The 19,178-nt window shown below is 59.4% G+C and carries 16 protein-coding genes; 8 read left to right on the top strand and 8 right to left on the bottom strand.

From position 1 onward, the window contains the following. Positions 1-130 precede the first annotated feature (130 nt). Entirely contained in the window at positions 131-946 is an 816-nt protein-coding gene (locus tag FBZ97_RS31540; RefSeq protein WP_145323802.1) for a DUF4946 domain-containing protein, read from the bottom strand. Between the two features lie 251 nt (positions 947-1,197). Between FBZ97_RS31540 and FBZ97_RS31535 the strand changes: the two genes are divergently transcribed. Further along, positions 1,198-1,860, top strand: coding sequence for a cell envelope integrity protein TolA (locus FBZ97_RS31535; protein WP_145323804.1), 663 nt, complete (start codon positions 1,198-1,200; stop codon positions 1,858-1,860). 382 nt (positions 1,861-2,242) lie between these two features. Here the strand turns inward: FBZ97_RS31535 and FBZ97_RS31530 are convergent, their stop codons facing one another. The 7 genes from FBZ97_RS31530 to FBZ97_RS31500 all read right to left on the bottom strand — a co-directional run bounded on the left by FBZ97_RS31530 (position 2,243) and on the right by FBZ97_RS31500 (position 9,537). After that, complete coding sequence (locus FBZ97_RS31530) at positions 2,243-2,698, bottom strand: RpiB/LacA/LacB family sugar-phosphate isomerase (protein ID WP_069615612.1); 456 nt, start codon at positions 2,696-2,698, stop codon at positions 2,243-2,245. Positions 2,699-2,708: 10 nt separating this feature from the next. After that, positions 2,709-3,479: a triose-phosphate isomerase gene (locus tag FBZ97_RS31525; RefSeq protein ID WP_113352433.1), complete on the bottom strand. Its 771-nt coding sequence runs from the start codon at positions 3,477-3,479 to the stop codon at positions 2,709-2,711. Further along, positions 3,476-4,252, bottom strand: a complete 777-nt coding sequence (locus tag FBZ97_RS31520; protein WP_145323806.1) for a DeoR/GlpR family DNA-binding transcription regulator — start codon at positions 4,250-4,252, stop codon at positions 3,476-3,478. The genes FBZ97_RS31525 and FBZ97_RS31520 overlap by 4 nt, the downstream gene beginning before the upstream one ends. 119 nt (positions 4,253-4,371) lie before the next feature. Then, the gene (locus FBZ97_RS31515; RefSeq protein WP_145323808.1) at positions 4,372-5,310 is read right to left on the bottom strand and encodes a sugar-binding transcriptional regulator; all 939 of its coding nucleotides are present in this window, start codon (positions 5,308-5,310) and stop codon (positions 4,372-4,374) included. Positions 5,311-5,436: 126 nt separating this feature from the next. Further along, positions 5,437-6,369 carry a TIM barrel protein gene (locus tag FBZ97_RS31510; RefSeq protein WP_145323810.1) on the bottom strand — a complete coding sequence of 311 codons (933 nt, stop codon included), beginning with the start codon at positions 6,367-6,369 and terminating at the stop codon, positions 5,437-5,439. A gap of 28 nt (positions 6,370-6,397) precedes the next feature. After that, positions 6,398-7,909: a glycerol-3-phosphate dehydrogenase gene (locus FBZ97_RS31505; protein WP_145323812.1), complete on the bottom strand. Its 1,512-nt coding sequence runs from the start codon at positions 7,907-7,909 to the stop codon at positions 6,398-6,400. Between the two features lie 77 nt (positions 7,910-7,986). Then, on the bottom strand, positions 7,987-9,537 hold the full coding sequence (locus FBZ97_RS31500; protein WP_145323814.1) for an FGGY-family carbohydrate kinase: 1,551 nt from the start codon (positions 9,535-9,537) through the stop codon (positions 7,987-7,989). A 904-nt stretch (positions 9,538-10,441) separates the two neighbouring features. On the opposite strand from FBZ97_RS31500, the gene FBZ97_RS31495 reads away from it, so the two are divergent. The 7 genes from FBZ97_RS31495 to FBZ97_RS31465 all read left to right on the top strand — a co-directional run bounded on the left by FBZ97_RS31495 (position 10,442) and on the right by FBZ97_RS31465 (position 19,171). Next, positions 10,442-11,098, top strand: coding sequence for a DUF2291 domain-containing protein (locus FBZ97_RS31495; protein ID WP_113352437.1), 657 nt, complete (start codon positions 10,442-10,444; stop codon positions 11,096-11,098). Beyond that, positions 11,095-12,639, top strand: a complete 1,545-nt coding sequence (locus FBZ97_RS31490; protein WP_145323816.1) for a sugar ABC transporter ATP-binding protein — start codon at positions 11,095-11,097, stop codon at positions 12,637-12,639. The genes FBZ97_RS31495 and FBZ97_RS31490 overlap by 4 nt, the downstream gene beginning before the upstream one ends. 22 nt (positions 12,640-12,661) lie before the next feature. Then, on the top strand, positions 12,662-13,714 hold the full coding sequence (locus FBZ97_RS31485) for an ABC transporter permease (protein ID WP_069615620.1): 1,053 nt from the start codon (positions 12,662-12,664) through the stop codon (positions 13,712-13,714). A 99-nt stretch (positions 13,715-13,813) separates the two neighbouring features. Next, on the top strand, positions 13,814-14,761 hold the full coding sequence (locus FBZ97_RS31480; RefSeq protein WP_069615621.1) for a D-ribose ABC transporter substrate-binding protein: 948 nt from the start codon (positions 13,814-13,816) through the stop codon (positions 14,759-14,761). A 182-nt stretch (positions 14,762-14,943) separates the two neighbouring features. Further along, a complete protein-coding gene (locus tag FBZ97_RS31475) occupies positions 14,944-15,786 on the top strand; it encodes a DeoR/GlpR family DNA-binding transcription regulator (protein ID WP_069615622.1) in 843 nt (280 codons plus the stop codon). A 53-nt stretch (positions 15,787-15,839) separates the two neighbouring features. Further along, entirely contained in the window at positions 15,840-17,369 is a 1,530-nt protein-coding gene (locus tag FBZ97_RS31470) for an FGGY-family carbohydrate kinase (protein ID WP_145323818.1), read from the top strand. A 59-nt stretch (positions 17,370-17,428) separates the two neighbouring features. Further along, positions 17,429-19,171, top strand: a complete 1,743-nt coding sequence (locus tag FBZ97_RS31465; protein WP_145323820.1) for a glycerol-3-phosphate dehydrogenase/oxidase — start codon at positions 17,429-17,431, stop codon at positions 19,169-19,171. Positions 19,172-19,178 lie beyond the last annotated feature (7 nt).

Raw genomic sequence — 19,178 nt, 5'->3', positions numbered from 1 at the left:
GTATTTCCGGTCGCATCATGCGACCGGGCTGCGTCCGCAAGACATCATTTTAGGGATACCAGTGAAGAACAACGACCCATGGGCTTGTCTTGTGGGCTTCGCTTTAATTGAAGCCAGCGGCTGCGGCGGCTCACTGGAAATGTAGACTATCGCGTACCATCGTGAATTCAGCCTCATGTTCGACAAAATCTGCCGGCCGCGCAGTGAAGCTCAGGGAATAAACTTGTCTCTTGTCAATCGCGACGAGAATAACTTGTTTGACGGAAGGAACTTCATTCACGGCTCCTGTACAGGTCGTTTGCAGTGCGGGAATCCCTCCAAGCATCTGCCCCACAGGCGTGTCGCAGACCGCTTTCATGCCTTGGGCTTCGTATGAATTGCGCACGGTTGCAAGCAAAGTGCGTGTCTGATCATCGAGCTTTAATTCTTCACTCTCTCTATGCGGCAAGCTGGTCAGAACTATAGCGGTGAGCGGTGAGCCGTCTGGGTTCGATTTAATCGCGGTTTGTGACAGTCCCGGCAATGGTCCGCCAAAATTCTCGACGGGAATTGAGGTATTGGTGACATTATATCCTGCTGGCCAGGTAATAGGCATATTGCTGGCATTTGCTGCCTCCGAATTCGCAGCGGCAGACGTCTTCGTCAATTGGCCGATTTGCGCTGCCAATACAAGCAAGGCCAGCCCCCACAAGCTCAAAAGGAAAGCAGTTCGCGATCGCCGAGCCAAACGTCCCACAAGATAGGCGAGGCCGTAGGGGATTATGATCGCGCCAATAAGGGTACCTAGCAAAGCGCCGCCTTGTTGCGCGGCGAGCTCCGGCGACGTGGCGTCCACAACCGATAGGCTGTGCAACACCGTGCTGACGATGGCCATGAGAGCCAGTAGAAGCCACTGCCACCAACTCAATTTCCTAAAGCCTGGTCGCTCCTTGTCGACGGTATCCATATTTCGGCAAGCCCAAATGCGTAAGGTGGAAGTCTGGCATATAAAACGATTCACATGCGGCTACCATTGAGTCGGTAATGAATCAACAAGGCCACGATGTCATGAGCCACTTAAGCTCCTTCGGATGACAGGATCTGGCAGTAATGATCGCCGCGTGACATATAATTTTGGCCATCGACTGCTTTACCAAGCGATGCTAAGAGCTGCCACTTGTGATCGTTCGTACCCATTCCACTGGTTGGATATTACCGATGCGGGGTCCTTTCGCACAGGCGTTCGTTTGTGCCGGCATAGCATTCACGCTCTTCTTGGCAGGCCTCCTGGCTGTTTTCGGGTTAGCCGGGCCTTACGCGGGTGAAGCACTTGGCCGACTGCTTTTTACGGTCGCTGTACCTGCACTTTGCACCGGCTTTTGGGCAAGCAAGTCTGCGACAACCTGGCCATTTTTACGCATTGCAATCACGTTCACGATGATCTTTTTGGCTGTACTTGCCTTGCAGGCTATCGGCGCGAGATCCCAGATCGGTCCCGCGGAGCGAAACATGCAGAGCGATCAATTAGCTTTCGGGCCAATGACGGGTACCAAGGAGGCTGAGAAACAGCCAAGATCGCCTGCTTCACCCGACATCCAGACCGTCATCCGGAAAGATCTGATGGCCAATATCGCGAGTTGCTGGATTCGGCCCGACGCCGTTCCCTCCGAAAAGCCGAGGTTGAAACTCGTCCTCGGCCGCGACGGTTCGCTCCTGTTGAATCCCGTTGTCATCAATTCTTCCGACGATCCACGTTTCGCCCCCTTTGCAACAAGTGCCGTCAAGGCAGTTCAACGCTGTGCGCCGTTCAAGGATTTAGCCCCCTATCAGGATCTTTACGATCAGTGGCGCGAAGTATTGATCGATTTTCAGGCCGGGTGAGGCAAACATAAGAAACTGTGTCTCTTCAGAAATATCTGTGACCGGTCTCATGAGTCGGTTCTATGCCAGGAACGCCATCCACAATGGCTTCCAAACATTGGTGAAGCCTCGAAGGTAACGTCCTTGAGCGAGCTTTACGGACAGGCGTCGACGAAATGTGCATCGGCCCGACAATAACCGTTGCCTGAGCAAGGCTGCGCGCTCGTCGTCGATCCCTGATCCAGCGGCAAGACCACGATACGATATCGAGCGGAATCACCTTAGGCGATCCCACCCGTTTTTTGGAGGCTGATACCATTTGAGAGGCAGCTAGCTGCCAAGAGGCGCGAGGCAGCCAACGCTCGCTACCCACTCGGTTTCAGCCTTCAGACCAAAGCTGTTCTTAACGGGCGTTGTACTTCGCATCGACCTCGTTGATGGCCTTGACGTTGCCGGCCGAGCGGCCGTTCTCGTCGAAGGTCTGGGCGAGGAAGGCGTCTGCAATTGCCTTGGCGAGTTCGGTACCGATGACCCGAGCGCCCATGGTGATGATCTGGGCGTTGTTCGACAGAGCGGCGCGCTCCGCCGAATAGGTGTCATGCGTCAGTGCCGCACGGATGCCCGGAACCTTGTTGGCCGAGATGCAGACGCCGATACCGGTGCCGCAGACAAGGATCGCCTTGTCATAGGTGCCGTCGATGACGCCGGAGGCCACGCGGTCCGCAAGATTGGCATAAAACGCATCGGGGCCTTCATCAGTGCGCGAGACTTCGCTCACCTCGAAACGGTCCTTCAGGTGGTCGGCAAGAACCTTGGCGAGGCCTTCGCCGGCGCTGTCTCCAGCAATAGCAAGCTTCATTGTATGCTCCTCAGAGTTTGGCGGCGCACTTGGCGAGGATGTCGAGATAGCCTTCGACGTTCCAGGCCGAGCGGCCAATGAAAAGCCCGTCTACGTTCGGGCAGGATATGAGTTCTTCACAGTTTTGCGGATTGACCGATCCGCCGTAGAGGCACGGAATCTTTCGGCCGAGCACGTCTTGCGCGACCGCAATGATCTCGGCCTGGCGTGCATCGGCATAGGAGGGCTCGGCGGGAATCCCCTTTTCGCCGATCGCCCAGACCGGCTCGTAGGCCAGCAGGATTTCAGCCCGCTTCTGGGCGTCGGAGAGCTTCGATAGCGCACCGATGACCTGCTCGCTCAGAATCTCGGTTGCACGGCCGCTCTCGCGATCTTGCAGCGTTTCGCCGATGCAGATAAGCGGGATCAAGCCATGACGGACGGCTGCCTCGGTCTTCAATCCGACGGTTTCGTTGGTCTCGCCAAAGTGTTCGCGACGCTCCGAATGGCCAAGCTCGACGATGTCGAGATTGCAATCCTTCAGCATCAACGGGGAGATTTCCCCTGTCCAGGCACCCTGGTCGGCCCAATGCATGTTCTGGGCACCGACCCTGACGGAGCTTTCCGACAGGATCGACTTGACCTCGCGCACGGCCGTGAACGGCGGAATGATGAACCGCTGAATACGGTCGTCACGCAGGGTATCGGCGGCGCGCAGGGCCTCGGCGAAAGCGCGCGCCTCCGCGAGCGTCTTGTTCATCTTCCAGCTCGTGCCGATCCAATAGCGAGGCTTTTCAGTCATGTTATATCCTGGTTCGAGGCGATGGTAAGGGCGATGCCGTCGCGACGAAATTGCTCGACAATGGCGGCATCAGGCGCGTGATCGGTAATCACGGCATCAAAATCGGTAAGATCGGCCATCACATGCAGAGCCGTATGGCCGATGCGCTGATGGCTGACGAGCAGGCAGCTCCTGGCCGCCGACGCAATCATCGCCCGCTTCGTGCGCACGACGTTATCGTCCATATGATAGGCGAGCCTGCCGGAAACAGCCGGCGTCGACAGGAAGGCAATATCAGCCCGCAGGCGCGATAGTGCTTCCTCGGTAACGACGCCCAGAAAGGCGTTGAACTTGGCGGAATAGACGCCACCGAGCGCGATCAGTGTAATGCCGCTTTCGTTCCTCATGCGGTCTATGATTGCGGCATTGTTGGTGATCAGCGTCAGCGGCCGCTTCTGCAGCAGCATCTCGCCTAAAACGGCGGCCATGGATCCGTCATTAATCATGACGGTCATGCCGGGCTCGACCAGATCGAGTGCTGCGCGCGCCATCGCCAGCTTCTCGTCATGGCCCTGACGCTCGCGGAAACGAAAATCGCTTTCAAACTGGGTGCCGGCATCGATGGTCGCGCCGCCGCGAACCTTGCGCAGCACGCCGGCCTGCTCGAGATCATCGAGATCGCGGTGGATCGTCATCTTGGACACAACGAAACGATCCGCCAGATCGTCGAGATCGACGATCTTATGCTCGATGAGCAGATTGATGATCGATTGCTGGCGCTCTTCCCGTTTCACCTTTTACTCCGGCCATCGGCCTGAAATGGAACTCTGAGAGATATAACACTAAAATCTCACAATTCAACATTTCTGTTGTTACATTGAGATAAATTCGTGTTTCGCAGCCAGCAGCATTCCTAGCTCTTCAACAGTGCCTGCGCTGTTTTCTCATCCGTGATCAGCCCATAGAGACAGCGGCTCTTGAGGACCGCGCGGATGGCTTCGACCTTCGGCAATCCGCCTGACAGTGCCACCAGCCGCTCACCCTTCATGCGCGGCAGGGAGGCAGACAATGTGCGAGAGGTCAGCGTGGTCTCAAGGATATTGCCGTCGGCATCAAAGAAATGGCCGAGAATTTCGCCGACGCCACCGGCCGCGGTGATTTCCCTGATCTCTTTAGGCTCCACCATCCCCGACAAGACAAGCTGCGCGTCGGTATCGACCGTGCCGAGACCGACCAGCTTGAGATCGGCGCCATTTGCAAGATCGAAGACTTCCTTCACGCCGCGCTGGGCAAGCAGCACGTCGCGATCTTCGCGCGTATTGGCGAAGAACGGCACCGGCATCACATGCGATTGCATGCCGGTCTTTTCGGCAATGCGATGCATGACGTCATAGGGATTGGCAGCATAATTTCTCGTCAGGCCACCGAGCAGCGAGACGAAGCGCAAATCCTTGGCGCTGACGCGCGACAGGTGATGGACGGCGGAAGAAAGCGTTCGCCCGTGGCCGAGACCGATGACCTTATTGTTGCCGCTCTCGATTTCTCGCCTCAGGAAACCCGCGCCCGCCTGGCCGAGCGCGCGAAACTCGAAGCCGTCTTCGCCGAGATCGGGCGCGACCTCACAATATTGCAGGCCGAAGCGTGCCGAAAGCTGCATCTCAAGCTCGACGCATTCGACGATATCGCCGTCGATCGTCACCTTGACGACGCCTTCGGCGACCGCGCGCGCAATCAGGCGATGCGCCTTCACCGAGGGAACGCCGAGACGTTTTGCCACTTCGGATTGCGTAAACCCGCCGGCATAGTGCAACCAGGCCGCCCGCACGGCGAGCGAAGCATCTGCATCCGTCATCGTCCGTTCCCTTTCATTTTGCTCTGCATCGTCCTCGCCTGTTCTCTCCGGCCATAACGTCCCGATCCGGCTACCTTCTCGAAAGGATTTGGCGTTCAGGGAATCGGGACTCGTCCGCCCCACCGGCTAGATATGCAAGTCGCCAGCGCCCGTGTCGATATGGGGCGCCCAGAAGGCGATGCTTTCGGCAATCTGCGCGATGACCTCACGATCGTTCGGTTCGCGCTCCTTGAACGACAGTTCCAGGCAGATTTCGTTGTCCTTGGCGCCTCCTTCGGCAAAAGCCTTGAGCAAAGGTTCGGGCTGGATACGGCCCTTGGCATTGAACTCCGCCGTGAAGGGGCGATGCCCACCCTTATCCATCAGGCTCTGCTTGATGTGAATGATCGGAGACACCTTCGGCACGGCACGCGCCCACGCATATGGATCATAATCGTAGGGATTGGACGAGGTGACATCGCCATGATCGATATCGGCCATCATCCACATCGGAATGGCGAAGGGTGCTTTCGTCAGTCTGTCCTGCAGGGAAAGGCAGGCATCGATCGTCTCGCCGAATTCGCGGCCGATGCTCATCGGCTCCCAGAAGATGTAGGAGAGGCCGGCAGCCCGAGCATGTTCGGCCACCTCGCCCCAGCAATCGATCGCAATCTCAATCAATTCCTCGCGCCGGGCCGGATCGTCATAGTCCTTGTAAGTGAAGATCGCAAACTGCGTTCCTACGGAATGACCACCGAGATCCGCGGTGATATCGGCAAAGGTCTTGAACCAGTCGACGTAATAGCGGCGGACATCCTTGTCGGGATGTCCGAAATGGTTGAGACGGCCATAGGGACCGGTCATTCCCGAGGTTACGCGAACGCCGGTGCGCTTCAATGCCTCCTGCATGTCGCGCGTCAGGCGGCGAATGACCGGCGCCTGCCAGCTCGGATTGATGAATTCGTGCGTCAGCTGCAGATCGCGGATACGCAGATCGCGCGCCACCGTTTCGATCAGGTCGGCCGGCTCGGCAAAGCGATTGACAAGCGGATTGGTGTTGAGTGAAAGCGTCAACGGCATTTTAGGTCTCCCGGCAAGGTCTGTTGGTTCAGGCGGCGAGCGCCAGCTCGGTGTCGAACCAGGCCGCGAAATCCGCCTTCTCTTCAGCCGTCATGCGCAGCCCCTCCTTGGTGCGTCGCATCAGCACGTCTTCGGCCGCCTGTGCCCATTCGGAAGCCACGAGATAGCGAACCTCGGCCTCATAGAGATTGCCGCCGAAATGCCGGCCGAGTTCAGCCAGCGACATCGCATTGCCGACGATCTGTCTGGTGCGGGCGCCATAGAGATGGCCGTAGTGATTGACGAGCGCACGCGGCATCCAGGGATAGGCCGCTCGCAGGGTATCGGCAAAGGCAACGTAATCGGCATTCGGAATCTCGCCGCCCGGAAGTGTGGCGCCCCGCGTCCAGTCGCCGCCCATCTTCGGGAAGAATTTTGCGAGCCGCTGCATGGCGTGTTCGGAAAGCTTGCGGAAGGTCGTGATCTTGCCACCGAAGACGCTCAGGAGCGGCGCACCACCGGTCTCGTCGAGATCGAAGACATAGTCGCGCGTGACGGCCGAGGGGTTGCCCTTGCCGTCGTCGAACAGCGGGCGGACACCGGAGAAACTCTCGAGCACGTCGGATCTGCGCAGCTTCTCCTTGAAGTAGCGATTGACCGCCGTGATCAGATAATCGATTTCCTTCTCGTCGGCCTTCACCTCCTCCGGCTTGCCCTCGTAGGGAATGTCGGTCGTGCCGATCAGCGCCTTGTCGCCTTCATAAGGGTTGATGAAGATCACGCGCTTGTCGTGGTTCTGGACGAGATAGGCCTGCTGGCCTGCCCAGAATTTCGGAACGATGATATGGCTACCTTTGACGAGCCGGACGCTGCGCTGGCTGTTCGAGCCGACGACACGGCCGATAATGTCGTTGACCCAGGGGCCAGCGGCATTGACCAGCACGCGGGCGCGCACGGTCCGCACCTCGCCGGAACGCTCGTTGCGCATCTGGACAACCCAGCTCCCCTGATCGCGGCGCGCGCTGACACAGGCCGTGCGCGTCAGGATCTGCGCGCCCTTGGCGGAAGCATCGAGAGCGTTGAGGACAACGAGCCGGGCGTCGTCAACCCAACAGTCGGAATATTCGAAACCTTTCGAATATTGGTCGAGGATCGGCGCCCCTTCCGGATCGCGATGAAGATCAAGCGAGCGCGTGCCCGGCAGCTTCTTGCGGCCGCCGAGATGATCGTAGAGGAAGAGGCCGAGACGGACCAACCATGCGGGACGATCGGTCGGACTGTGCGGCAGTACGAAGCGCATCGGCCAGATGATGTGGCTTGCCGAATTCAGCAGCACTTCACGCTCGATCAGGGCTTCACGTACCAGGCGGAACTCGTAGTATTCAAGATAGCGCAGGCCGCCATGCACCAGCTTGCCGGAGCGCGAGGACGTACCCTCCGCGAGATCGCCCTTCTCGCACATGATAACCGAAAGGCCGCGGCCGGCTGCATCGCGCGCAATGCCGGCACCATTGATGCCTCCGCCGATCACGAAAAGATCATAGATTTCCGGTTCCACCATGTCATGCTCCTAAGGATGCCCGTGGCATCATCAATTCAGTCTTCTAAGGCCAAGCTCCTCGCCGGCTTCGTCATTGGCTAGTGCTGGGCCAATTTGTCCCAAGCCGGCGCAATCGCCTGACGCACGTCCTTGTAGGCATCGAACAGGCGATCATAACGCTCGATATTTGCCGGATCGGGCGCCTCGGCCTCGCCAAGCAAGGGCGTCACCCAGTCGGCAATGCAGCTGTCCATGTCCTGATAGGCGCCGATCGCGACGGCAGCCATCATCGCGACACCGGCAGCCCCCGCCTCTTCGCGATCCGAAATCCGCACCGGCGCCTTGACGGCAGCAGATAGCGAACCTCGTAGAGCGCGCGAACGGGCCGCCCCTCCGGTGATGCGCAGCTCCGAAGGCATGTCGCCCATGGCCGCGTAGCAATCCCGCGTTGCCATGCCGAGCCCTTCGACCACGGCCCTCAGCATGTCGGCAAAGCCATGCCGCGTCGAAAGTCCGGTAAAGCCGGCACGCGCATGTGCGTTGACGAAGGGACCGCGCTCGCCGGCCTCGGAAATATAGGGGTGATAGAGAAGGTTCGTCGGACGCGCTTCGGCAAACCACGCATCGACGCGCGGAATAAGGTCGGAATAGGAAACCTCGCTCCCGCCAGCAGACATCAAATCCACCGCAACCTTGAGAATCCAATCGATATTGATGGTCGCGCCCATATTGGTCTGGACCTGCGTGACGATACCGGGGATCGGCAGTGCGATGACATATCCCGTCCCCTCTTCGTTGAGCTGGACATCAGGCACGGCCTTGGCTCGCATATGCACGCCCGTCGATCCGATCGTCGAGCAGGCGGCGTTCCGACCGCCAGTGCGGACGCCTGCGCCAAGCGCGGTCATGACCATATCGACGTAACCCAGGCAGACTGGCGTTCCCGCACGTAAGCCGGCGGCCTTAGCGGCGGCCTCCGTCAGGGGATGGCTGATCTCGGTTCCGTCGACAATCTCGGGCAGAAGCGAGCGCCGGCGGGCAAGGCCAAGCGCATCGATGACAACCGGATCATATTGGCGGTTGCGGAAATTGCCGAAGGTGAAGCTCGCCTCCGATGGATCGGTCGCCCGTATGCCGGTGAGGTTCAGATAGAGCCAGTCCTTGCAATGCAGCGCTGTCTCTGCCCGATCGAGAATCTCGGGCATGAAGCGGTCCATATGGGCGAGCTGAGCACCCTGCTGGCAGGTGTTGAGCCCTGTACCCGTCGCCTCGAACCGGGCGCGGTTGTCGGCCGAGGCGCTCAGGCGCGTGACGGTGGATGCCGCGCGGGCGTCAAGCCACAGCCAGGCATCACCGACCGGAGCATTGCCGGAGCCGACAAGCCAGGTGCCGTCGCCTTGTCCGGTAACCGCGATCGCCGCCGTTCGGGCGGCAAGGTTGCCCACCCTCTCCCCAAGGCCGCGCAATGCACTGAGGCAATCCGACCACGTCTGGCCGAGCGATTGAGTGACCGACCCATCCTCTCCCGTCTCATAGCGATTGCGCGCTGAAGCCGAAGCGATCTGCCGTCCGGATAGCTCGAAGGCAACTGCCTTCAAAACCGAGGTACCCGCATCGATCCCGATGATGATCCCGTCGCTTTTAGACATTGCAAGCCAGCTCCACCACGCGACACTCTCCGGCAAGAGCATCGGCAACCATCACAAACATTTTCATTCCTCCCCACACGGCCAAGGGCATAATCTACGCCAGGTCGCATCTATCGTCGCCATCGTACTCTCCACTCCAAAGGGAGGATCGCGAACGAAGCACCAGCGCACACCCGATACCAGCCACGCAATGGATCCGACGCACAGCCGCAACCCATCAAGCAGCTCGCGGCCTTATAACATAATCATATCGTTGTTACAGTAATATTTTTCTGGCGTTGTAATTTTTTTCATATAAAATGGATGTGGTTGATAGGCAAGCCGCAGCAGGGAAAGACTGCAGCAACGCTTTGGAGGAACACGGATCAACGACCTGAATCTCTCGGATCAAATCAGGGAGGCCGCTGAAAAGCGTCGGGCGACCATCATATAATTTTGAGTTATATCAAATCATTATCAAGAAGTTTTGATATCAGGTCAGCCAAAACGATGCCGATCGGCCAACCTCGAAAGAAGGCCGACAAAGCCAAAGCTTCAAATGTGAAAAGGCGGGAAGCACTGAGATCCAAAGATACCGACCGGATACAGGACCTGTTAAATCGCGGTTGACACGCCCAAAGATTTATAACATATGAAATGCAGAAGTTAACATACTTATATCACAATTGTCGCATAGATGCGGCGATTGCGAAACCAAGGTGGGCGACTGGAGGAGACAGCCGTCCGCACGCTGAGGAGGCTTCCTGATGTTGAATTTCCTTTCCGGTGACGGCGCCGCCCGAAGCCAAGCGGAGCGCTCCACGGTGCGAACGCGCGAGCCGTGTTTCCGTTAAGCCGGAACCATCGGACTTTTCTCCCTTTCTCCATCAGGTAATCCGGCTGACATGCCCAAGGTCGTTCGAACATGAATACGCAAGCTCAATATGCAACTGCCAAGCCGACTGGCTCCAAGCTCAAGATCGTCGCCGGCATCGCCGCGGTGGTGATCGTAATCGGCGCCATCGCTGCCGATACCAAGGTGGTCAAGATCGGCTCGGAACACGACGTGCGCGAGCAGGGCTTCCAGCCGGAGACCTTTGGCGCTACCGAATTCCCGAAAGTCCAAGCCGATGTCGAAAAGCGCGCCGTCGATGCCGTAACGCTCGCCAGTGCGGTTCTGGCCGACAAGAAGGCGGCCGGCGAGAAATATGGCGTCGCCACCACAACCGGTCCTGTCCTCCCCGTCTCTTTGACGGGCACGTTCGGCGAGCGCAAGGCCAACCTCAACGAATTCAAGGTCGACGGCGTGCCCGAAGGCATCACCGTCCGCGTCCAAACAGGTCCGGCAATCAACGGTACCGATCTTCGCGATGCGACTGGCAAGATCGAATTCGGCCAGTTCACCAACCAGATCGAATATCAGGACGCCGGCTCCGCCATCAACAATGAGATGAAGAAGGCGACGCTTGGCAGCCTGGATCCGGAGAAACTGACTGGCAAGACGGCGACGGTCGTCGGCGTTTTCAAGCTCATCAATCCGAAGAACTGGCTCGTCACCCCGGTAAAGGTCGATGTGAAATGAGCCAGGTTCAGCACAATGGCGCCACCACCGGCGAAGTTGTTCTCGCCGCCCGCAATGTCGCCAAATCCTATGGCAGCGTCCATGCACTGAAGGGCGTCAATTTCGATATTCGCCGCGGCGAAGTCACCACCCTCTTCGGCGAGAACGGCGCCGGCAAATCGACGCTGATGAAGATCCTCTCCGGCGTCATCCAGCCGACATCGGGTGAGATCATTCTCGATGGCGCCCCGATCTCCTTTGCCTCCTCCACGCATGCGCGCGCCTGCGGCATTTCCATCATCCACCAGGAATTGAGCCTGGCACCGAATCTCAGCGTCCGCGACAACATCTTCATGGGTCGCGAGATCATGAAGGGTGGCGTAGTCGATTTTGCCGAGGAAGAGCGCCAGACCCGTGCGCTGATGGAAGAGCTCGAGGAAAATATCGATCCGCTCACACCCGTCGAGGATCTTCGCCTCGGCCAGCAGCAGATCGTCGAGATCGCTCGCGCGCTTTCCGTTAATTCCCGCATCCTGATCATGGACGAGCCGACTTCGGCGCTCAGCGCCAGCGAAGTCGAAGTTCTCTTCAAGGTCATTCGCGATCTGACGTACCGCGGCGTGTCGATCGTCTATATCTCGCATCATCTGGAAGAGGCGCTGCAAATCACCCATCACGCCGTCGTTCTGCGCGACGGCAACATGACCGCCTATGCCGAACGCAAGGACATCGATCTCGAATGGATCGTGCGCAACATGGTCGGCGACAATTTCGACCTCGGCAGCCCGCCGGCAGGCCATAAAATGGGCGATGTGGCGCTGACGATCGATAATCTCACCGTCCCCGGCCCGTCGGGCGCCGCCTATAACGCGGTCGACCGCCTGTCGCTTGCGGTTCGCGCCGGCGAGATCGTCTGCATCTACGGTCTGATGGGCGCCGGTCGTACTGAGCTGCTCGAATGTGTGGCGGGGCGGCTTCGGTCGAGCGGCGGCCGCGTGCTCCTAGGCAACACCGATGTCGGCGGTCTTTCCATTGCCGGCCGGATCGCGCAGGGGCTGGTGCTGGTGCCGGAAGATCGTCAGCGCGACGGTCTCGTTCAGACGATGACCGTCGGCTCGAACCTGTCGCTTGCGAGCATCGGTGCCTTTACCAAGGGTCTTTTCACATCGAGCGGCCGTGAGCGGTCGTTGGTGAGCGACTCGATCCGCAAAGTTCACATCAAGACCGATGGCGGCGAGGCCGCAATCGGCTCTCTGTCCGGCGGCAATCAGCAGAAGGTCGTTATCGGCAAAATGCTGGCAACGGCGCCTCGCGTGATCCTGCTCGACGAACCGAGCCGCGGTATCGACATCGGCGCGAAGGCTGAAGTCTTCAAGCTGCTCGCCGAGCGCGCCAAAGAGGGTCTGGCGGTGATCTATTCGACCTCGGAAGTCGCCGAATGCCTGAGCATCGCCCATCGCATCATCGTCATGCACCGCGGCAAGATTTCTGCCGAATTCGGTCCTGATGTCACCAAGGAAAAGATCATGGCCGCCTCGGGCGAAGCAGTGGTCGCGCACTAGCCGCATTCATGGAGCACTGATTATGTCAGTCACGAACATTACAGATAAGAAACCAGTATCCAACGGACAGCGGCGGAATTTCAGTCTCGTGCGGCTGATCCTGGAAGGACGCGCCTTCTTTGCGCTGATCGTCATCATCGCGGTCTTCTCCTTCCTGTCGCCCTACTACTTCTCGCTCAGCAACTTCCTGACTATGGCCTCGCATGTTGCGATCTTCGGCATCCTCGCCATCGGCATGTTGCTCGTCATCTTAAATGGCGGCATTGACCTGTCGGTCGGCTCGACGCTTGGCCTTGCCGGCTGTATCGCCGGCTTCCTGATGCAGGGCGTCACGCTGTCGAGTTTCGGCGTCATCCTCTATCCGCCGGTCTGGGCTGTCGTCGTGCTGACCTGCATCCTCGGTGGCATCGTCGGTGCGGTCAACGGCGTGCTCATCGCCTACCTGCGCGTTCCGGCCTTCGTCGCTTCCCTGGGCGTGCTCTATGTTGCCCGGGGTATCGCCTTGCTGATGACGAACGGGCTTACCTACAACAATCTCGGTGGCCGCCCCGAACTCGGCAATACCGGCTTCAACTGGCTGGGCTTCAACCGCCTCGCCGGCGTCCCGATCGGCGTCATCGTCCTTGCGGTGCTTGCGATCATCTGCGGTATCGTTCTCAGCCGCACCGCCTTCGGCCGCTGGCTCTACGCCTCGGGCGGCAACGAGCGCGCTGCCGATCTTTCCGGCGTTCCGGTCAAGCAGGTCAAGATCGCTGTCTACGTGCTTTCAGGTATTTGCGCTGCCATTGCCGGCCTCGTCCTGTCCTCGCAGCTGACCTCGGCCGGTCCGAATGCCGGCACCAGCTATGAGCTGACCGCAATTGCCGCCGTCGTCATTGGCGGCGCCGCATTGACGGGCGGCCGCGGTACGGTGCGTGGCACCATGCTGGGCGCCTTCGTCATCGGCTTCCTGGCGGACGGCCTCGTCATCATCGGTGTCTCGGCCTATTGGCAGACGGTTTTTACCGGCGCGGTCATCGTGCTCGCCGTGCTCATGAACAGCATCCAGTACGGGCGCCGGACCAAATCCGGCTGACACTGCATCAAGACTTGTCCCCGGTCGGTGAGATGCCGATCGGAGAAAGGACCGCCGGTTCGCCGGCATTACCAGAGCTCATCAAAGGGAGAGAGACTAATGTTCAAAAAAGGTTTGCGCATCGTCATGGCAGCAGTTGCTGTGGCACCGCTTCTAACGGGGGCCGCCTGGGCCGCCGGTCAGATCACCGTCATTGTCAACGATCCGTCCAACCCCTATTGGCTGACGGAAGGCAATATCGCCAAGGCAACCGCCGAGAAGCTCGGCTATACGGCCACGGTCGGTGCGCATAAGGGCGATACCAACACCGAAAGTAACCTGATCGATACGGCGATCACCAACAAGTCGGTCGCCATCATCCTCGATCCGGCCAATGCTGACGGCTCGGTCGGTGCAGTCAAGAAAGCCGTTGCAGCCGGAATCCCGGTTTTCCTCGTCAACGCTGAAATCAACCAGGAAGGCCTTGCCAAGGCTCAGCTCGTTTCCAACAACGCCCAGGGTGCGGCGATCGGCGCTCAGCAGTGGGTCGAAGCCGTTGGCGACAAGGGCAATTATGCCGAACTCTTCGGCTCGCCTTCCGATAACAATGCCGCTACCCGCTCGAACGGCTACGAAACCGTGCTGACGCAATATCCCGACCTGAAGAAGGTTGCCAAGGAGGTTGCCAACTGGGACCGCACCCAGGGCCACAACAAGATGCAGTCGATTCTGCAGGCGCATCCGGACATCACCGGCGTGATCTCCGGCAATGACGAAATGGCCCTTGGCGCGATTGCCGCTCTCAAGGAAGCCGGCAAGCTCGCCAACGTCAAGGTCGGCGGCTTCGACGGTTCGCCGGACGCTGTTGCCGCCATCAAGGCCGGTGAGCTTCAGTACACCGTCCTGCAGCCGGTTGCCGTCTTCTCCGAAGAAGCCGTCAAGCAGGCCGACAGCTTCATCAAGACTGGCAAGACCGGTGCCAAGAGCGAAAAGCAACTTTTCGATTGCATCCTGATCACAAAGGATAATGTCGACAAGTACACGGCACCTTTCGTTCTGTCCGAGTAATGATATCGGGGGCGCCGGAACTCGGCGCCCCTATCCCTAGACCGCGGCGGGCGGCACCCTGGCTCAACATTAGACAGAACTTGCAGAAACTCTGATAGCGAACTGTTCTTTATATCTTTTTCTATAGCGTGATGTTCGCTGCAGCAAGTTAATCTCCGCAAGGTTCAGCGTCAGAGGCCAAAGTGACAGACAAGACAAGCCCCGTATCATTCCTGCAAGACGAGCTGCCGAGCGACAGCCGGCATTCGCGCCAGATTGCCAGGCGCCAGATGATCGCCGAAGCCGTCATGGCGGAAGGCTCGATGCGCATCGAGGATCTGACCGAGCGCTTCGGCATCAGCCTGATGACGGCCCATCGCGATGTCGACGAACTGGTCAGCCGAGGCCTGTTCCGCAAGACGCGCGGCATCGTATCGGCCGCAGCGACCAGCCTGATCGAATCGAGCGACGTCTATCGCGCCAACCGGCAGGCAAGCGAAAAGAAGATGATCGCCGCGGCTGCCATGCAGTTCATCGAGCCTGGCCAGGCAATTTTCCTCGACGATTCCACCACCGTCCTGCAGATGGCTTCGCAGCTGCCGGCCAAGGTTCCTCTGACGGCGATCACCAATTCGCTGACGCTGATGAATGCGCTGAAGGACATGCATGACGTGACGCTCCTGGCGCTCGGCGGGCAATACTATAACTGGTGCAATGCCTTCATGGGGCGGATGACGATCAACGAAATCAATCGCTTACGGGCCGATGTCACCTTCATCTCGATGTCGGCCATCATCGACGACGTCGTTTTCCATCAGTCACCCGAGATCGTCGATATCAAGCGCGCGATGTTCGATAGTGCCGCCAAGCGCATCTTGCTGATGGATCATACGAAGTTCGAACGGCGGGCGCTGCATAGTTTCGCGCATCTGAGCGAATTCGATGTCGTCATCGTCGACGAGAAGACACCCGCCGCCCATCTGGAGCGTATGCGCAACAAGAATATCAACGTGGTCGTCGCCAAAGGCGACAAGGAGCGATCATGAGGCTGAAGCCCGCAACGGCCACCTCTTTTCGTTCATGATCAGGAGTCACGGGAATGCCGAGTCTGCTCGGAATTGACAGCGGTTTGACCGTCACCAAAGCCGTCATCTTCGACATTGACGGAACGCCGCTTGCCGTTGCGCGCCGTCGGGTGACCCAGTTCATGCCGAAGGCACGCCATGTCGAGCGGAACATGGACGAACTCTGGAACCAGACGGCCGACGCCATTGCCGAGGCGATCAAGCTCAGCAACCGCCCGGCAAGCGACATCCAGGCAATTGCCGCAACCGCGCACGGCGACGGCATCTATCTGCTCGACAAGGCAAAGAAGCCGCTCGGACGCGCCATTCTTTCGCTCGACAGCCGCGCCGGATCGATTGTCGAACAATGGTTGAAGACTCCTATTGCCCAAGCGTCTTTGAAGCTGACCGGTCAATTGCCGCATGTCTCGGCCCCATCGGCGCTCCTTGCCTGGATCGAGGTCAATGAGCCCGAGCGCTTTGCTGAAATCGGCCACATTTTGAGCTGCAAGGACTGGCTGCGGTTCTGCCTGACTGGCGTTGCCGGTACCGACCGTACCGAAGCAAGCACCTCCTTCACCAATGTTTCGACGCAGGATTATTCTGCAGATGCCCTGGAGCTTTTCGGCATTGCCGAGGTGACGGGTGCCTTGCCACCTGTCTCGCGATCCGACGAAATCGTAGGATACGTGACAGAAGCCGTCGCGAAGCGAACCGGCCTTGCCGAAGATACGCCCGTCGTTGCCGGCCTGCACGACGTGACCGCCTCAGCCCTCGGAGCCGGCGGCTATGCGTCCGGTGTCGTCGCCGTTATTGCCGGCACCTATTCGATCAACGAGACGCTCTCCTCGGAACCGCGCGTCGACGGCCGCTGGTTCTGCCGCAATGCCATTGCACCGGGCCAATGGAACAACATGTCAATCTCGCCGGCGTCGTCGGCGAACTACGAATGGTTCCTCGACAAGCTCTGCGCCAGAGAAATTGCAAGCGCGGAAGCAGCGGGCAAGTCGATCCATGCCGTGCTCGGCCCCGAGATCGAGGCGGCGTTCAACCGGCCATCGAGCGCGCTCTTCCACCCCTATCTGTTCGGCTCCCCCTATGACGCTGAGGCAAGCGCCAGCTTTTTCGGGCTTGGCGGCTGGCATGATCGCGGCGATATGCTGCGCGCCGTCCTCGAAGGCATCGCCTTCAACCATAAGATTCACGTCGATGCCCTAAGCGATGGTTTTTCCTTCGATCAGGCAAGGCTGGCAGGCGGCGTCTCGCGCAGTCCGATCGTCGTGCAGATGTTTGCCGACGTGCTCGGCATGCCGGTCACCGTTACCGAAACCGACGAAGCCGCGGCCTGGGGGGCCGCGCTTTGCGCCGGTGCCGGGATCGGTGTCTATGCCAGCCCGCAAAGCGATCCGCGCGATGTCGGCAAGATCGCCAGAACCTATCATCCGGATTCCGCCCGCAGCGCCGATTATCGCGTCCGCTACGACCTCTTCCGCGACATCGCTGAAGCAATGACGCCGCTCTGGCCGCGGATCGGCAATCTCGCGACCCAGCACTCCCAAGGCTAAACCAAAATTGCGCCGCGCGAGAAGACTCTGTCGCGGCAGTTCACCAGGACAATGATGTTATGACCGATAGGACCGCCGATCTGAAACAACGCTTCTCGCAGCTTCAAGACGGAGATGTCGATGTTGTCATCCTCGGCGCAGGCGTCAATGGCGCGGGGCTGTTTCGCGATCTGTCGCTGCAGGGCATCAACTGCCTGATCGTCGATAAATCAGATTTCGGCTCGGGAACGAGTGCTGCGCCATCCAGGCTGATCCATGGTGGCCTAAAATATCTGGAAACAGGCGAATTCGGCCTGGTCGCGCAATCGGCGCTTGAGCGAAACCTTCTGCTCAGGAACGCGCCGCATTGCGTCGAAGCGCTGCCGACCTTTGTGCCGATCTTCTCATGGACACGCGGCATCTGGGCAGCCCTTCGCACGCTGACGGGCTCGACCACCGCCCCGCGCAGCCGTGGCGCCTTGCTTATCAAGATCGGGCTTGCGCTCTATGACTTCTTCGGTTCGCGAAACCGTGTCATGCCGCGCCACCGGTTCCTTTTGAAGCGCCGGGCGCTGAAGGAAATGCCGCATGTCACGCCTGAGATCGTCGCCGGCGGTATCTATTACGATGCCAAGATCAGCCGGCCGGAGCGACTGGTCTACGAGCTCGTCAATGACGGGCTAGAGGCGAACAAGGGCTCGCTTGCCGCAAATGCGACAAGGCTTGTTTCGTCAGCCGACGGCCTGCTGACCTTCCAGCGCGCGGACGGCTATGCCTTTTCGGCCAAGCCGAAGCTCGTGATCAATGCCGCCGGTCCATGGATCGATCATGTCAACGCGGCTCTTGGAGCACCCGCCCATCTCATCGGCGGCACCAAGGGATCGCATATCTTGCTCGATCATCCCGAACTGGTGCGCAGCCTCAACGGCCACATGATCTATTTCGAAGCCGATGACGGGCGCATCTGCCTGGTCTACGGCTATCTCGGCCAGGCGCTTGTAGGATCGACCGATATCCCTTGCGACGATCCAGACAATGTTCGCTGCGAAGAGCCGGAGATCGACTATTTTCTCGACAGCGTCAGGTCGCTCCTTCCGAGCCTGCGCTTCGACCGCGATCAGGTGACCTACAGCTATAGCGGCATCCGCCCCCTGCCCGCCTCGGACGCCTCGTCACCGGGCCTGATCAGCCGCGATCACTCCGCACCCGTCTTCGAGCCGCAGGTCGGACGTCCCTTTCCGATCATTTCTCTGGTCGGCGGCAAATGGACCACGTTCCGCGGCTTTGCCGAAGAGGTTGCCGATACCGTGCTGGCGCGTCTTCAACGCAGCCGCAAGACGTCCACGGAGCGGCTTGCGATCGGCGGCGGCCGGGATTTCCCGGTCAATTTCGATGAGCGGGCGAGCTGGAGCAAGTCAGTGGCGGCAAAGGCCGGCGTCGAAGCCAGCAGAGCGGACGAGCTGCTCAGCCGATACGGTACGACTGCCGCAGCTATTCTCACTCGCCCTTCGGACTATAAAGACGGCCAATGCATCAGCGGCGCACCCCGCCACAGCGCGCTCGAGATCGATTGGATCGCGCGGCAGGAGATGGTCGTACATCTCTCCGACATCGTCTTCCGGCGTACGACCATGGCGATCGAGGGCCTGCTGACGATCCAGGGATTACGCGAAATCGGTGCAATCGCTGCAGCAGCCCTGCAATGGGACGCACAGCGACTGGCCAAGGAGATCGACGATGTCGTTGTATCGCTGTCGAAATTTCACGGCCAGACGCTGAGCGAAGAAAGCGTGCGCCAGGCGGCAGGCCCGGCGGCACGCTGATCATCTG

The sequence above is a fragment of the Rhizobium sp. ERR 942 genome (genome assembly GCF_007828395.1).
Classification (GTDB): Bacteria; Pseudomonadota; Alphaproteobacteria; order Rhizobiales; family Rhizobiaceae; genus Rhizobium; species Rhizobium dioscoreae.
Note: the sequence above shows the minus strand (reverse complement) of the source record. Positions and strands in the feature narration are given on the sequence as shown.

Bases quoted from the DNA above. Each gene is read 5' to 3' on its own strand.
- FBZ97_RS31525 (WP_113352433.1), bottom strand. From the start codon at position 3,479: ATGACTGAAAAGCCTCGCTATTGGATCGGCACGAGCTGGAAGATGAAC.
- FBZ97_RS31510 (WP_145323810.1), bottom strand. From the start codon at position 6,369: ATGCCGTTGACGCTTTCACTCAACACCAATCCGCTTGTCAATCGCTTT.
- FBZ97_RS31465 (WP_145323820.1), top strand. From the start codon at position 17,429: ATGACCGATAGGACCGCCGATCTGAAACAACGCTTCTCGCAGCTTCAA.
- FBZ97_RS31505 (WP_145323812.1), bottom strand. From the start codon at position 7,909: ATGGTGGAACCGGAAATCTATGATCTTTTCGTGATCGGCGGAGGCATC.
- FBZ97_RS31485 (WP_069615620.1), top strand. From the start codon at position 12,662: ATGTCAGTCACGAACATTACAGATAAGAAACCAGTATCCAACGGACAG.
- FBZ97_RS31480 (WP_069615621.1), top strand. From the start codon at position 13,814: ATGTTCAAAAAAGGTTTGCGCATCGTCATGGCAGCAGTTGCTGTGGCA.
- FBZ97_RS31535 (WP_145323804.1), top strand. From the start codon at position 1,198: ATGCGGGGTCCTTTCGCACAGGCGTTCGTTTGTGCCGGCATAGCATTC.
- FBZ97_RS31540 (WP_145323802.1), bottom strand. From the start codon at position 946: ATGGATACCGTCGACAAGGAGCGACCAGGCTTTAGGAAATTGAGTTGG.
- FBZ97_RS31530 (WP_069615612.1), bottom strand. From the start codon at position 2,698: ATGAAGCTTGCTATTGCTGGAGACAGCGCCGGCGAAGGCCTCGCCAAG.
- FBZ97_RS31490 (WP_145323816.1), top strand. From the start codon at position 11,095: ATGAGCCAGGTTCAGCACAATGGCGCCACCACCGGCGAAGTTGTTCTC.
- FBZ97_RS31495 (WP_113352437.1), top strand. From the start codon at position 10,442: ATGAATACGCAAGCTCAATATGCAACTGCCAAGCCGACTGGCTCCAAG.
- FBZ97_RS31470 (WP_145323818.1), top strand. From the start codon at position 15,840: ATGCCGAGTCTGCTCGGAATTGACAGCGGTTTGACCGTCACCAAAGCC.
- FBZ97_RS31500 (WP_145323814.1), bottom strand. From the start codon at position 9,537: ATGTCTAAAAGCGACGGGATCATCATCGGGATCGATGCGGGTACCTCG.
- FBZ97_RS31515 (WP_145323808.1), bottom strand. From the start codon at position 5,310: ATGACGGATGCAGATGCTTCGCTCGCCGTGCGGGCGGCCTGGTTGCAC.